This window comes from Mucilaginibacter terrenus (genome assembly GCF_003432065.1).
Classification (GTDB): Bacteria; Bacteroidota; Bacteroidia; order Sphingobacteriales; family Sphingobacteriaceae; genus Mucilaginibacter; species Mucilaginibacter terrenus.
In genome coordinates, this window is the sequence record NZ_QWDE01000002.1 from 869072 (window position 1) to 883367 (window position 14296).

General features: G+C 42.9%; 11 protein-coding genes. 9 read left to right on the top strand and 2 right to left on the bottom strand.

Going from position 1 to position 14296, the window contains the following annotated elements; all coding sequences use genetic code 11:
* The first annotated feature begins 24 nt into the window (after positions 1-24).
* The 3 genes from DYU05_RS14495 (at position 25) to DYU05_RS14505 (ending at position 3267) form a co-directional block, all read left to right on the top strand.
* Entirely contained in the window at positions 25-1026 is a 1002-nt protein-coding gene (locus DYU05_RS14495; RefSeq protein WP_117383817.1) for a 4-hydroxyproline epimerase, read from the top strand.
* 69 nt (positions 1027-1095) lie between these two features.
* Positions 1096-2340, top strand: coding sequence for an NAD(P)/FAD-dependent oxidoreductase (locus DYU05_RS14500; protein WP_117383818.1), 1245 nt, complete (start codon positions 1096-1098; stop codon positions 2338-2340).
* A 45-nt stretch (positions 2341-2385) separates the two neighbouring features.
* Positions 2386-3267 (top strand): AraC family transcriptional regulator, encoded by an 882-nt coding sequence (locus DYU05_RS14505; RefSeq protein ID WP_117383819.1) that lies wholly within the window; start codon positions 2386-2388, stop codon positions 3265-3267.
* 1 nt (position 3268) lies between these two features.
* Here DYU05_RS14505 and DYU05_RS14510 read toward each other — a convergent pair whose 3' ends face one another.
* Together DYU05_RS14510 and DYU05_RS14515 are read right to left on the bottom strand one after the other, a co-directional pair.
* Positions 3269-4207 (bottom strand): hypothetical protein, encoded by a 939-nt coding sequence (locus DYU05_RS14510; protein ID WP_117383820.1) that lies wholly within the window; start codon positions 4205-4207, stop codon positions 3269-3271.
* A gap of 386 nt (positions 4208-4593) precedes the next feature.
* The gene (locus DYU05_RS14515) at positions 4594-5610 is read right to left on the bottom strand and encodes a fatty acid desaturase (protein WP_117383821.1); all 1017 of its coding nucleotides are present in this window, start codon (positions 5608-5610) and stop codon (positions 4594-4596) included.
* Positions 5611-5803: 193 nt separating this feature from the next.
* On the opposite strand from DYU05_RS14515, the gene DYU05_RS14520 reads away from it, so the two are divergent.
* From DYU05_RS14520 to DYU05_RS14545, 6 genes are all read left to right on the top strand, one after another.
* Positions 5804-6217, top strand: coding sequence for an EamA family transporter (locus DYU05_RS14520; protein WP_117383822.1), 414 nt, complete (start codon positions 5804-5806; stop codon positions 6215-6217).
* Between the two features lie 154 nt (positions 6218-6371).
* A complete protein-coding gene (locus tag DYU05_RS14525; protein WP_165852084.1) occupies positions 6372-8849 on the top strand; it encodes a TonB-dependent receptor domain-containing protein in 2478 nt (825 codons plus the stop codon).
* A gap of 121 nt (positions 8850-8970) precedes the next feature.
* Positions 8971-9159: a hypothetical protein gene (locus DYU05_RS14530; protein ID WP_117383824.1), complete on the top strand. Its 189-nt coding sequence runs from the start codon at positions 8971-8973 to the stop codon at positions 9157-9159.
* A gap of 156 nt (positions 9160-9315) precedes the next feature.
* The gene (locus DYU05_RS14535) at positions 9316-11727 is read left to right on the top strand and encodes a TonB-dependent receptor plug domain-containing protein (protein ID WP_117383825.1); all 2412 of its coding nucleotides are present in this window, start codon (positions 9316-9318) and stop codon (positions 11725-11727) included.
* A 242-nt stretch (positions 11728-11969) separates the two neighbouring features.
* Positions 11970-12488 (top strand): DUF2911 domain-containing protein, encoded by a 519-nt coding sequence (locus DYU05_RS14540; protein WP_117383826.1) that lies wholly within the window; start codon positions 11970-11972, stop codon positions 12486-12488.
* Between the two features lie 92 nt (positions 12489-12580).
* A complete protein-coding gene (locus tag DYU05_RS14545) occupies positions 12581-13663 on the top strand; it encodes a DUF3810 domain-containing protein (RefSeq protein WP_117383827.1) in 1083 nt (360 codons plus the stop codon).
* The last annotated feature ends 633 nt before the right edge of the window (positions 13664-14296 follow it).

Genomic DNA, 14296 nt, shown 5'->3' on the forward strand with positions numbered 1-14296 from the left:
AATACGCTTTCATCACCCTCTAAAATGAATAAAACCTTTTTCTGTATAGATGCCCATACTTGTGGCAATCCTGTGAGGCTGGTTGCCGGCGGCGGACCAAACCTTGAGGGTGCTAATATGAGCGAAAAACGCCAGCATTTCCTGCGCGAATACGATTGGATACGCAAGGGATTAATGTTCGAACCCCGCGGGCACGACATGATGAGTGGAAGTATTCTTTACCCGCCGCACGATCCACAAAATGATGTTGCCGTGCTTTTTATAGAGACAAGCGGCTGTTTGCCTATGTGCGGGCATGGCACAATCGGCACCATTACCATTGCCGTAGAAGAAGGCCTGATCACACCAAAAACACCAGGTATTATCCGTATGGAAGCACCTGCCGGTTTGGTGCTGATCTCTTATAAACAGGAGGGTAAAAAGGTAAAATCGGTTAAGTTGGTAAATGTGCCATCGTACCTGGCAGCGGAAGGGTTAGAAATAGAATGTCCAGACCTGGGCATGTTAACCATTGATGTTAGCTACGGAGGCAATTTCTACGCGATTGTTGATCCGCAGGAGAATTTCCCGGGGTTGGAGAACTACACTGCAGATCAGTTAATATCGTGGAGCCGGGTACTGCGTCAGCGGATCAATGAGAAGTACACTTTTGTTCACCCGGAGAACCCAACTATTAACACCTGCACGCATTTGTTATGGGCAGGCAAAACCATTTCTCCCGAAGCTACAGCACGTAACGCGGTTTTTTATGGCGACAAAGCAATTGACCGTTCACCATGCGGTACGGGAACATCGGCCCGTATGGCTCAATGGCATGCAAAAGGTAATTTAAAGAAAGGAGATCAGTTCATTCATGAGAGTATCATTGGCAGTCAGTTTATTGGTACAGTAGAAGATGAAGTGACTTTAGGTGGTAAACCGGCAATTGTACCCGGGATAGAAGGGTGGGCCAAGGTATATGGATACAACACGATCAAAATTGATGATGAAGATGATCCGTATGCATTCGGTTTCCAGGTAATATAGTTATCACATCACATCATAGAGCAAGAATTTAAATAGATAAACAAAGTGGTTCCGAGGCGGGACAAACGCATGAAAGCAATAATAATTGGTGGCGGTATAATCGGACTTTTTTCAGCATATTATCTCAATAAGGCCGGGTGGCAGGTAGAGGTTTTAGAACAGGGCGATCTGGCCGATAATGCCTCTTATGGCAACGCCGGGATGATCGTACCCAGCCACTTTGTGCCGCTTGCTGCACCAGGCATGGTAGAGCAGGGGATTCGCTGGATGTTTGATAGTAAAAGCCCGTTCTACGTAAAGCCCTCGTTGGACCCTGCGTTGATAGGCTGGGGATTAAAGTTTCTAAAGGCAGCAAATAAAAAGCATGTGGAGCGATCTGCTGAAGCGTTGCGTGACTTGTCTCTTCTAAGCAAAAAGCTTTATCAGGAGTTTGATGCAGAAGCAGGTTTTAATTTCGGACTTGAGGATAAAGGCATTATGATGCTTTTTAAGACAGCTAAATTTGAGGATGAAGAACGGCATACAGCCGAGAAAGCTCAAAAGCTGGGCTTAGATGCTCAATATTTATCTGCAGATGAATGCCGTGCATTGCAGCCGGAAGTTGAAATGGATGTATTGGGTGCCGTCCTCTATCACTGCGATGCGCACCTTTATCCTAATAAGCTGATGGAAGGGTTGGTAAAGCTTCTTGAAAACTCAGGCGTAATCATTCACCGCAACACCACCATTACAGAGGTTAAACACCAGAACGGTAAAATTACATCGGTAAATAGCGGCAATAACACGTTTACTGCCGATAAATATGTTTTAGCCGGCGGGTCGTGGTCGGCAGCATTGGGTAAGCTGGCAGGTATTAAGGTGCCGTTAATGCCAGGTAAAGGATATTCATTTATGCTGCCTGAGCCTAAACAGCGCATGAGCATTCCATCACTGCTTTGCGAGGCAAGGGTATCTGTGACACCTATGAATGGCAGTATACGTTTTGGTGGTACCATGGAAATAGGTAAGCTCAACAACAAGATTAACATGAACAGGGTAGAAGGTATTGTACAGTCAATACCTAAATACTTCCCGCAGTTTAAACCAGCCATTCCGGAGCAGAAAGATATTTGGTATGGTTTCAGGCCATGCTCGCCTGATGGATTACCGTATATAGGTCGCACAGCTAAGTACAGTAATTTGGCAGTAGCTACAGGACACGGCATGATGGGGCTTAGCCTGGCACCCGCAACAGGTAAATTACTGGCCGAGACACTGCAGGAGCAAGCACCTTCGGTAAATATCGGTCTGTTTTCCGCGGACCGTTACAATTGATCAGCAATATCAGTTCATGAATATCTTCAATAATTTACCCGTCTAATGAAGGTATTGCCATTTACCATTCCTGTACCTGATGATAGCAGCATAATTGTGCAGGAAGAATTGTTACCGCATTTTTACCCGCACCTGCATCGCCATTCAGAAGTGCAGATAACCTGGGTAATAAAAGGGGAAGGCACACTGTTGGCTGGTAGCAGCATGCATAGTTTTACCGGAGGAAAGATATTCGTGTTAGGGACAAACCAGCCCCATCTATTTAAAAGTAGTCCGGAGTATTTTAACGAGCAGCCGTCCCTGCAAATACATGCGCTTACCATATTTTTTGATCCTAACGGAAAGCTTTCCTCATTATTTAATCTGCCGGAAATGAAAGCGCTTAAAGTTTTTGCAGACGGGTGGCAAAGCGGGTTTACAGTGCCGGCGGAGAGAACGCATGTATTAACCGATCAAATGCTTGCTATTCAGCATGCATCAGGTGCTTCGCAGTTATCCATGTTTATCAGCATGTTAAAAGACCTTAGTTCGATATCAGAACCAAAGATGTTGTCGCCAATGGTTAACAATTACCCGCTTACAGATCCGGAGGGTATGCGCATTGCATCAGTATATAACTATATAATGCACAACTTTAGCCGCGAGATAACGCTTAATGAAGTGGCAGCGTTAGTGCATCTTACACCAAATGCCTTTTGCCGGTACTTTAAAAAGCATACACGTACAACTTTCGTGGCTTTTGTGAACAAGGTTAGGGTAAACGAAGCTTGTAAGCTGCTGGTAAACGGTGGTAATAACAACATAGCAGATGTTGCGTATCATTGTGGATTTAGCAGTATTACTAATTTTAACTACGTTTTCAGAAACACAATAGGTAAGGCACCAAGAACTTACGCCAGCGAGTATGCAGGTGCAACCAAAGCCTAAATTAATTAGGTACGTTGTAATAGTAAATGGGTGAGAAAACCCCCTCGCTAATGGTATAGTAACCTTTTCCGTCGGGGGTAAAGCCAATAGCTTCACCTTGTTTTTCTTGTTTATACGGTAGTTCTAGCGGCGGCCGGCGCATTGCTTGCCAAACTGCTTCGTTAGGGCGACGTGTCCAGTAGTAGACCTTTTCGTAGCTTTTTAGCAGAATCTTCTGCCCGTCTTTAGAGATGTCGCCGGCGGTTATCCATTTAAAGGGCTTAATACCTTTAAAGAATAGCCTGGTGCGAAACGTCATCTTAACGGTGTCATCGTTTTTATAGGCGAGCGGAGACGTATACACGCTTACAGAATCGTACCGTTTAGTAACGATGTAAAATAGCTTCTCTATGGGGTCTACCATCATGGCTTCAGCGTCTTTTGGTGCATCGGGGTATTGCAGGTTTATGGGCGATGGCACAACATGCGCTACAGTATCCTTCAACCAGCTGCGCTTTTCTTCCGCACGGTAGATGGTGATGAACTTTCGGCTGGCACCGTTATCTCCTATGTCGCCGATATACACGTAGCTTTTGCCCTTTACAGGACCGGGACCGACGCTAATATCTTCACAATCAAGTGCGCCAAGATGTTGCTTGTGACCTTGGTAATAGATAGTGGTATGCAGTTTACCATCAGGTGTGATGGCAAAAAAGCGGCTTGTGTCACCGCTGTCATTATGTATGTAGTAGATGTCGGGATTAATGGAAGATGCTGCTACGCCTGAAGTTTCGTCCATTACCTTATCCTGAAGATGGCTTTCGGGTAGGCTTTTTCTGTCGATAAAATGATGTTTGGCGTAAGCGCCGATAAACATCAGGATAACAACTGGCAGCAGGATATTTAACTTCTTTCGACGGCTCATTCGTTTATATGCATTTATAACACGCAAACCTTTCATATATTATAAAATTGGCAGTGTTGTTTGCACTTTGTTACAAAAGTACTATTAATATTCTTCTTAAATGGACATTGATATCGGCTCTTTATACAAGCGCGATTTTGGCCCGGGTGTTCAAAAGTGTTCAGCTTTTTTGTGTAGGTTGTGTTTGAACACTTTTTTTAACGCTCTATCTATTATCAAAAAAACAGCGAAAAAAGCACCAGTAAGCCTGTTTTTAGCAAAAATAATATGCAGGTACCTTTAAAAACCACACCAATTTACCATGCTATTTTGAAATAAATTTGCAAGTAATAGGGTAAAGTACAGGTGTAAAATAGCATATGTACTAACACAAAAAGGCCGCCCTTTTTGGGACAGCCTTCGTGTATTTTTAAACGGTTGGTTTAAGCTACCGCTTCTTTTGTTTGCATGGTAAGTTCAGCATCAGGCTTGCTTACGTCGGTGATGGCTACACGACCACGGTCCTTACGCAGTATCCGGTTGAACAGGGAGATCTCCCTGTCAAAAAGAAAACGGAAGAATAGCTTTGTCCATGATGTATGGTAGTGCAGTGTTTCGTAATACTCAGGCGCTGTCTTCTTAATCTCCGGAAGCTTGTTCCATGGGATAGAAGGGAAATCATGGTGTTCGTTATGGAAGCCTACGTTAAATGCTACAACGTTAAGGTTGCCATAGTAGCTGTAAGTTTCCTGTTCTGCGCTGTGGGTAAGGTAATGTTCCTGTATCCAGCGTGCACCCAGCGGGTGAAGGCCAACCGAAAAAGAGAAGCTCAGCAATAAAAACGTTAATGAATGCCAGCCCATAAAGTACCATATTGCGGTAGTAAAGGCCACCTGTATAACAAAGTTGGTTATTATCCAACCGTCAATAGGGTGTATTTCGCGCAGACGGGATAAACGGAACAACTGGAAAACCGGGAAGAATAACAACCAGATAGCTTTACCCACAAAAGAGTTGCTGATCAGTTTTGCTTCCCAGCGGTTCGGAAGATCGGCATCCAACTCGTGAATACCCTGGAACGAGTGGTGCTTAATGTGGTATTTTTCAAAAGAAATAGCGCTTGGCAATATTTGCGGTAGGTTGGCAAACATAGATGCCCACCTGTTTGCGTTGCGGTTTTTAAACAGCAGCTGGTGCGTACACTCATGTATCATTACAAACAATGCATGATCTGCAAACGCGCCCAATAAGTAAGCCGCACCTACAACCAGCCACCACGACTGATCACGAAGGAACCAGGCCATAACAACCTGGAAAGTAACCAACCCAATAATAGCCCATATAGTATTAGGGTTTTTACCTATCAGTTTTCTTAACTGCGGGAATTGCTTAAGTATTTTTTTTGTACGGATCCGGTGTGGTTCGGACTCCTCTGAATATACAAAATCTGTTCTTTTCATATTAGGGTTAAAACGATGAAGATACGTAATTAGCGCTAAAATATAAATTTTGATGCGAAAAACTTTATCAGTTTATTCATGCAGGGTTAAATGTCTTCTACTTTAAAGATAATATTTTTCGTTTAAGTATTCTAGTAATCAAATATTTATCAGTAAAATAGATTATTGATACTCACGTCTTAAACAAAAAATTATGTGGTGGATATTCGCGCTTCTTTCTGCGCTGTTTGCAGCGCTTACAGCTATTTTCGCTAAAGTAGGCATCAAAGGTGTCGACACAGATTTAGCAACTGCTATACGCACGGTAGTAATACTGATGATGGCATGGGGAATTGTTTGGTTTAAAGGCACGGCAAGTGGCTTTGCGGGCCTCACTAAAACTAATTGGACGTTCCTGATTTTATCCGGATGTGCTACCGGCTTGTCCTGGATATGCTATTTTAAAGCACTGCAGCTGGGCAAAGTAACACAAGTTGCACCGGTAGACAAGCTGAGCGTGGCTTTAGCCATTGTGCTTGCAGCAATGTTTCTTAAAGAACCATTAACCCTTAAAACGGGCATGGGGGCATTGCTTATTATTGGCGGTACATTCGTATTGATATTCTAATAAGTGCATTTAGCGCAGGGTTTTTGTAAATATTCTATTACGAATGTGTGATAGCTAAGTGTATATGTAACAATAATGAAACGAGGCTTTTAAAAACTCGTTCAAGCCGAATATTCTTGGCACTTTTGCAGTTCGTACCAAAATGAGCCAATATATGCGGACCGCAATTTACCTTCTACTTGTTTTCTCTTTGTTTTCTTTACGCCTAAACGCCCAAACAGGTACTAAGGGTAAAATTAGCGGTAAAGTTATAGATGCGGTGAGCAAACAACCGGTAGACTACGCAACCGTATCAGTATTTAAACAAGGGGCAACAAGTCCGTTCAACGGCATGAGTACAGATGTTAAAGGAACCTTTAATATTGAAAACATACCAGCCGGCGATTATACAATTACCGTTGATTTTCTTGGGTATAAAAAGAGCACGATAGATCACGTTGTTATTACTGATGCGGGTAATACCGCCCAGGTAGGTACCATATCATTGCAGCCGGTATCCAACCAACTGCAGGGCGTTACAATTACCGCAAAAGTGCCCATTATAGAAAACCGTATAGATAAGATGGTGTATAACGCGGCTAATGACCTTACCGCGCAGAACGGCGCCGCTATAGATGTGTTAAAGAAAGTGCCTCAGGTAACTGTGGACCTGGACGGTAACGTGGAGCTGCAGGGACAGTCCAACGTACGTTTCCTTATCAATGGGAAACCATCAAGCATTTTCGGGGCAAGCCTTGCAGATGCCTTGCAGGCCATTCCGGCCAGCCAGATCAAAAGTATAGAGGTGATCACCAGCCCGGGTGCCAAGTACGATGCGGCCGGTACCGGTGGTATCATCAACATTATATTAAAGGATAGCAAGGTGCAGGGCATTAATGGGAGCGTAAATGCATCAGGCGGTACCAGGTTCCAAAACGGATCATTCAACTTTAACGCCCGTAAAGGCAACTTTGGCCTGAACGCTTTTTTTAGCGGCAACGCGCAGCTTAAAACTACCGGTACAAACAGGAACGAGCGTAATTCCAGCAACCCTAATGATAGTACAACCAGCCACCTTGTACAAGACGGCAGCAATACATCAACACGAAGTGGTTATCAGTCAGGCATCAGTCTAAATTGGAGCATTACACCAAAAGACGAACTGACCGGTACAGTAGGTTTTAATCATTTCGGCAACCATAATTACGGGTTTACTGATCAGCAAAGCGAAAAGTTTAATGCTGACGGTGATTTAATATCCAATTTGTTAAGCACACGTAACTCGGATAGCCGTTTCAAAACCAATGCTACCGATGTAAGCCTTAGCTATAAAAAGACTTTTAAAAATGAAGGGCAGGAACTTGATGTATTATATACCACCAGCTACGGTAAAAACACTTTCTCCTACTTTAACGAGCAGGATTATATAACAGGTGGTTACCAAAACAGCGGCAGCAGGAGTAACAACCCGGGTAACGACAGAGAAACTAACATCTCGATAGATTACACCCACCCTTTCGGCAAAACATTAACGCTTGAAGGTGGCGCTAAAGCTGTGATAGAGAACTTAAAGAATGTTGTAAATACCGACACCTTACTGGCAGATGGCAGCTACGTTAACAACGCTGATCAAACCTACGCGTTTAACTACAAGCGCCAGATATATGCTTCATACTTTTCGGTATCTGCATCCTTGTTCAAAAATTTTCTGGATGTAAAAGGTGGCTTGCGCAACGAGTATACCAAAACCTCTACAGACTTCTCGGGTGTTACCATACCTAGTTACAACATATTAGCACCTTCTCTTGTGTTCTCGCATAAGATTGGCGGAACGCAGTCTGTAAAGCTGAGCTATTCTTACCGTATAGAACGCCCTAATTATGGGGATCTTAACCCGTTTTATAACATTGCCGACCCTAACAACATCAGTACAGGTAATCCCAATTTAAAGCCCGAAAAAGGCCAGCAATTTGAATTGTCGTACAATAAATCTTTCGACGGTGGCGCCAACTTCTCTGTAGGTAGTTTTTACCGCCATAACACAGCCGATATACAGCAGTTCACAACCAGGTACGACACGCTTGATGTTAACGGGCGCGATTACTCTAACGTGCTGTTAACCACACGTGCCAACATTGGTACACAATCATCTGTTGGGGGTAACTTGTTTGCATCTGTACCAGTTACAAAAAAATTAAGCTTACGCACAAACATGTTTTTTGTTAACCGCACCAACAATAATCCTATAATTGGTTCGGTAAGCGGTTTTACCTACCGTATAAACCTTAATGCCAGCTACCAGTTCCCGCATGACCTGGCGGTGGAGGGCTTTCTTAATTACAACGCATCACAACGCAACTTGCAGGGTGTACGCCCATCCTTTATGTTCTACAACCTCGCTTTGCGTAAGCAGTTCATGAACAAAAAGGCCAGCCTTGGCCTGGTTGCCGCAAATCCGTTCACCCACTATATTAATCAACGATCAACCACAACTGGCGATGGTTTCGACCAGGTAAATATCAGGCGTTTCCCGCTGCAATCATTCGGTATATCGTTCAGCTACAAGTTTGGTAAACTGGAGTTCTCCAAAAACAAGGACGGAGAAAAAGACAGGGAAGAAGGCGGTGGCGCTCCGGTACCGGCCGATAGATAGTACGGCTTAATTATTTGTCCATATCGGGGTAAGCTTGTAAATACATGCGGGTAAAATACGTGTGTACTAAAACAAAACGGCATCAGTTTATATTGTAGAGGTACAAAGCAATTCAGAACCCATGAATACTGCTGACAAACATTATAAGCTGATCAATAGTAAAACAGACTATGTGATCTACTATCACTCTTTAAGTGCCGATCTCACTACGGAGCAAATTAAAGCCGAATTGGAGCGTATTAAAGAACAGGTTGCAAGTTCAAACGGTATATATAACGGCACCCTTTATTGGGAAGAGGTTAAAAAGTAGCCTTTTACGTGCTCTGTTTATCATCAGCGGTAAGCAACTGCAAATATTCTTTCTAAAATGTTTGTGTAAAGCATCTGTAAATCAGTACATTTATTTGCCAATTATAAATCCGGATTTCCTGTTTTCGGATCTTGTAGTACAATTAAACATCATCTGATGAAAAGATCATTATTCCTGCTATCTGCAGCATTTTGCCTGCACGTGCAATTGTTTGCGCAAAACAGCCCCGCAAAGCCAGTTTCCATGGGCGAAATAAACAGCAAGCTGCAGTCGTGGCAGTCGGCAAGGGTAATTGAGAAAGCATATTTGCACTTTAATAAGCCGTATTACAATGCGGGCGACACCATCTACTTTAAGGCTTATGTTACCATGGGCGAAAAGAACGAGTTATCTAAAATAAGCGGTGTGCTGCACGTAGACCTTATCAGTAAAAATGATTCGCTGATGCAGAGTATGGTGCTGCAGCTAAATAACGGGCTCGCCTGGGGCGACTTTGCTTTACCTGCTTATACGCCAAGGGGCAACTTCAGGGTAAGGGCTTATACGCAATGGATGCAGAACAGCGGCAGCAAATACGTTTTTGATAAAATAATTCCGGTAAACGGAAAAAGCATATCCCCGTTGAATACTGCGGCTAATACCAACGTAAAACAAGCGGATGTACAGTTCTTTCCGGAAGGCGGCACCTTTGTTAACGCAGTGCCCTCAAAAATGGGCCTTAAGGCAATTGGTCCGGATGGTTTGGGAATAAACATTAAAGGAACTGTTGTAGACGAGCAGAATACGGAGGTTGCCAAATTTACATCAGCCCACCTGGGCATGGGGCAGTTTTATATTACCCCGCAAACAGGTAAAACATACAAAGCCAAAATAACCTACCCCAATGGTACAACAAGTTCTGTTGCCCTGCCTATAGCTGTAGAAAAGGGCATTACGCTGGCGATAAACAATGAATCAGATACTAAACTATCAATAGAAATAAACGCTAATAAGCCATATTACCTGGAAAACAAGAACAAAGAGATAAATATAGTAATGTTCTCAGGTGGTGTTATCAAGTCGGTAAAAACCGTATTGGACAACCAGGTAATAGGGTTTGATCTTCCGAAGAAAGATCTTAAAACAGGTATTTTGCAGGTAACGGTGTTCTCGGACACGGGTATGCCACTTAACGAGCGGCTGGTATTTATTCAAAATGGGAATAACATACTTAACCTTTCGGTTAATACTGATAAGGCCGTTTATGCTGTAAATAGCGATGTAAAGATGAGCTTGAATGCAATGATCGGCGACAAGCCATCTGTCGGTAGTTTTTCGGTAGCAGCAATAGATGGCAGCAAAGCAGGTTCAGATGCAGAAATGGGCCGTAATATACTATCGGACCTTCTGCTGTCAACTGATGTAAGCGGGTATGTCGAGCAACCGGGCTATTACTTTAATAATGTAAACGGCGACACGCGTGCCAATTTGGACATACTGATGCTTACACAAGGGTACCGCCGCTTCGCCTGGAAAGACTTTTTAACCGAAAGTGAATCGGTAACGGCCGGTGTGCCTGAAAATGGATTAGTAATAAGTGGCTATGTAAAGGCTAAGGACGGTAAGCCGTTTTCTAATGAGAAAGTGACGCTGTTACTATCCAACAGCGGCCAATCCCTAACACAAGCAACAGATGCTAACGGCAAATTTGCCTTTGAGAACTTGGGTTATACAGATAAAACAAGGTTCCTGTTAAAGCTGGAGAACGCTTCAATAAAAAACAAGGCCGTAGTTACGCTGAATAAAACCATTACGACGCGGCCAATAAATGCTTACCAGCAACCTATAGAAGCTATCAGAGACATGCCTGCCTTATCAGGTAACACAGGAGCTGAAATGGTTAACGCTGGTGGCAGTAAGGTAACGGAGCTAAAACAGGTAAATGTTAATGATAAAACAAAATACCGTACCGCAAGCCTTAGCGGCAGCGGTAATGCTGATCAGGTGATATTTAGAAATGATATAAAAGATGCCACAAATCTTACACTAGCCTTATCTGGCAGGGTGCGTGGCGTAAAATTCTCGAACGGAGCAGGCTACCTTACCAATGGTACTGTGCTTACACAAGCCGGATCCGGCGTTTCTCCAATGCTTGTAGTAATAGATGGGGCTATTACACCAACAAATTTGGACAACATTAATCCAAATGATGTTCAGTCGGTTGAAATTTTAAAGGGCGCAAATGCCAGTATGTACGGCGTAGATGGTGCTAAAGGCGTTATTGTGATAACCAGCCGCCAGGGAAGCGACAATGATAACGACACACAGACTACTGTAATGTCTCCGGGTATACTGGCCATCAACCCACAGGGTTTTTACGCCGCCCGCGAGTTTTATACTCCGCGTTATGAAGCAAGTAGAAATGATTTATCTGCTGCATACTGGAAACCAAACGTTGTTACAGATAAAGACGGCAAGGCTACGCTCAACTTTAACACTACCGGTGCGGGCAATTACGTAATTATTGTTGAGGGGATGGATAGTGCCGGTAATATTGGCAGATCTGTCACTAAATATAAAGTGCAGTAAATAAAAAAACCCCTGCCATAGGCAGGGGCAAAAACTCACAACAATTGTTTAACCTTTCGGCTATTCCTAACTGCAATGTGCGTTCGTATGTATAACATCTGCAGTTTGTTAAAGTTTTTGACTAGAAATAATTTTTAGTTGTAGATGCTTTAAACTTATATCAGACAACAATCGGCGTGGTCAGCTATATTTGTGAGCAATAAAAAACCTTAAAAACGTTTATTAATAAAAATTAACTAAGTATGAGAAAAGGATTCCAGTTTAAAGCGTTAGCATTTTTTGTTTTCGCACTTTTAGTATCTACCGTAACTTTTGCACAGCAAAAACCAATTGCAAGTCCGCGCGATAGCGTAAGTGCAACAGTGGCCGGATCAAAAATCACCATCAATTACGGCAGCCCGTCGGTAAAAGGCCGGAAAGTATTTGGCGAGTTAGAGCCTTATGGAAAAGTATGGCGCGCAGGTGCTAACGAGGCAACTGTATTTACTACCAGCAAAGACATCATGGTTGAAGGTAAAAAGCTGCCTGCCGGTACTTACGGCTTATTTGCTATACCAACTGCCACTACCTGGACGATTATTTTTAATAAAGTAGCTAAACAGTGGGGTGCGTTTAAATATGATGAAAGTAGCGATGCATTGCGCGTAGTTGTAAAACCTGTTGCTTCAGCAATGAACGAGCGTTTGGTTTACAAAATTACAGCTAAAGGTTTCTCGCTAAGCTGGGACAAGTTATCAGTACCTGTTTCAATAAAAAAATAACTTAAGCAATAAATAGCAAAGCCCCGGAAAACTTCCGGGGCTTTTGTTTTTGCAGGCACTCGTTAGTTGCATGCATTATATTTACCACCTGAATGAATAGGTACTTATCCGACAAGCCATTATTAAAGCGAGGAATTGCCATATTGGTGCTTACCCTGGCTATAATCGTGCTGATGATTTTTGCAGGGCATCCCTATGCGGTGGAGAAGTACTACTCGCAGGGGCTTTACTCGGTAATATGCTATATACTACATCCGGTGTTGAATATTTTTCCTTTCAGCATCGGGGATGTGATGTATATTGGTGTTATCGGGTATCTCATCTACCTTGTAGTTTTGTTGATAAAGCACTTGTTCAAAAAGCATTTTGCCCGTGCAGGGAGTTTAGTGCTAGGGTTGATTATAGGTGTGCAGGTGGGTATACTGCTCTTTTATTTGCTTTGGGGCTTAAATTATTTCCGCCCTTCCGCTGCTGAACGGCTTAACCTAAAGGCTGAGCGATTTACTGTTGCTGAGCTGCAGCAGGTAACTACTACATTAATAGATAGTGCCAACACTACCAGGTCAAGGCTTTCGGAGGCTGACCTTAGTCAAACTAACGATACCATCTATAACCGTGCTAAAGAAGCTGTACTGCGCTTGAGCGGATCTTCTGTAAACTATCGAACGTACCGGCCGGGTGTCAAGCCGTCATTACTAACCCCATTATTAAACTATATTAGCACATCAGGGTATTATAACCCATTTACTACTGAGGCGCAGGTTAATTATGAGCAGCCGTTATTCGCCCGGCCGTTTGTAGCATGTCATGAAATGTCGCACCAAATGGGCTTTGGTGCCGAAGATGAGGCTAATTTCGCCGGCTTTATGGCTGCTATAGCATCAAAAGACAAGCTTTTGCGGTATTCTGCTTATCACTTGGCAGTAGGCGAGTTCATGATTACCCTTCGTGGGGCAGACAGCACTGTACATAAACAACTTAAAACACGGGTTTCCGCAGCTGTTAAGGCCGATTTTAAAGCAGAGCGGGAATATTGGCTGGCTTATCAAAATAAAGCGGAGGTAATTACCGGGCTATTTTACGACAGGTTTCTGAAGGTAAATAATCAGCCACAGGGGCTGGATACTTACAACCAGATGGTAACGCTTGTTATGGCACTCTATCGTAAAAAGTAGTTAAATAAAGCATTCCTTTTTAATTTTTTTCGAGAATGGTTGCTGAGAGGTGTTCCAAAACCTGCAAAAACCACATCAATTTAAAGAAGGCTGATTTATGTTGCTTTCCGAACAGTAACCGGAAAGCAGAGCAACAAAAAAGCGTTCCGTATCTCACCCCGGAACGCTCTGCAACATCATCTCTCAAATAATGTTGATCAACTAAATCTCAGATAACATGTTAATTTACCCAAGCTCTTATATACAGCCCATCGCGGGATGATAACATCTTATTTTTGATACCTGCTAAGTACAAACATTGTACCCAAAACTTTTTAAAGGTCTTAAGGATGTGTCAAATATACACATTGGACAACATGCCTGGTTAAATGTTACAACTGTTTTTATTTAAAATGACGAAACTTTTATAATTTTCGTTACAGAAACTATCTGATTTAACTTTTAAACAATCAAATTTGTTACGCAATTAAATAGTTGTCAGTGCATTAACATACTTAATTGCGGCACTTGAGGTAATCTCTACTTCTTAAACCCTTTTACTGAAGTATACTTTTCTATACAGCGGCATCTCGCTCGTGGAAAAAATAGCTGCGTTTCACGTACTTAAAGGCAGGTATTTACAAAAGCAGCTCA